This window comes from Streptosporangium nondiastaticum, from assembly GCF_003011965.1.
Lineage (GTDB): Bacteria > Actinomycetota > Actinomycetes > Streptomycetales > Streptomycetaceae > Streptomyces > Streptomyces nondiastaticus.
The window spans coordinates 1-1,453 of record NZ_PXWG01000302.1 but is presented as its reverse complement, the minus strand read 5'-3'; the positions used below and the strand labels follow the sequence as shown (position 1 = coordinate 1,453).

1 protein-coding gene is annotated in these 1,453 nt (G+C 75.4%); it reads left to right on the top strand.

Annotation, left to right across the window (positions count from 1 at the left end):
• Positions 1-127: 127 nt before the first annotated feature.
• Complete coding sequence (locus B7P34_RS35900; protein WP_223268613.1) at positions 128-1,369, top strand: ribonuclease D; 1,242 nt, start codon at positions 128-130, stop codon at positions 1,367-1,369.
• Positions 1,370-1,453 lie beyond the last annotated feature (84 nt).

The following is a 1,453-nucleotide window of genomic DNA, read 5'->3' as shown; positions in this document are numbered from 1 at the left end:
CGCCCCCTCTCCCCCGCCGGCCCCACACGCCGCGCCCGTCGACGGGACGTTCCGTCGGCGGGCGCTTGCCATACACAGATACCCTTGACCGGTGACCGACGCCCAAGAAACCGCAGCAGACACACCACTGCGAACCACCGGGGGCGCCCCCCCGGACGACGTCGTTTCGGCGCCGATCCCCCTACTGGAGCCACGCGAGGGCATCCCGCCGGTCGTCGCTGACAACGATGCCCTGGCGGAGGTCGTCGCCGCCTTCGCCGCCGGCACCGGCCCCGTCGCCGTCGACGCCGAGCGCGCCTCCGGATACCGCTACGGCCAGAGCGCCTATCTCGTGCAGCTGCGCCGCGAGGGCGCCGGCAGCGCGCTCATCGACCCGGTCGGCTGCCCCGACCTGTCCGCGCTCGGCGAGGCCATCGCCGACGCCGAATGGGTGCTGCACGCGGCCACCCAGGACCTGCCGTGCCTGCGCGAGATAGGGATGACGCCGACGCGGCTGTTCGACACGGAGCTGGCCGGACGGCTCGCCGGGTTCGCGCGGGTGGGTCTCGGAGCCATGGTGGAGAACGTCCTGGGGTACGCCTTGGAGAAGGGCCACTCCGCCGTCGACTGGTCGACCCGCCCCCTGCCCGACCCCTGGCTGCGCTACGCCGCCCTCGACGTGGAGCTCCTCGTCGACCTCCGCGACGCCCTGGAGGCGGAGCTGGAGCGCCAGGGCAAGCTGGAGTGGGCCCGCCAGGAGTTCGACGCCATCGCCTCCGCCCCGCCCGCCCCGCCCCGCAAGGACCCCTGGCGCCGCACGTCCGGGATGCACAAGGTGCGCAGGCGCCGCCAGATGGCGGTGGTGCGCGAGCTGTGGACCGCCCGTGACCTGGTGGCGCAGCGGCGCGACGTCTCGCCCGGCAAGGTGCTCAGTGACGCCGCGATCGTCGAGGCCGCCCTGAACATGCCGCCGAACGCCCACGCGCTGGCGGCCCTGCCCGGCTTCGGGCACCGCATGAGCCGCAAGCAGCTGGAGCAGTGGCAGGCGGCGGTCGACCGCGCCCGCGCCATCCCGGACGCCGAGCTGCCGCAGCCCGGCCAGCCGCTGACCGGCCCGCCGCCGCCGCGCGCCTGGGCCGACAAGGACCCGGTGGCCGCGGCCCGGCTCACCGCGGCCCGTGCGGCCGTGTCGGCGCTCGCCGAGCGCCTCACGATGCCGCAGGAGAACCTGATCACGCCGGACACGGTGCGGCGCCTGTGCTGGGAGCCGCCGGCCCGTCCCACGCCGGAGGCGGTGGCGGAGATCCTCTCCGCGCACGGCGCGCGTCCGTGGCAGGTGGAACAGGTGACGCCGGTCCTGGTCGAGGCCCTCACGGAGGCCACGGCCTGATCGCCGGCACGGGGCAGCCCCGGCGCCGCCCTTTGACCGTTTGACCGTTTGACCGTTTCCGGGGCTGTGCCCCGGGTCCCCGCG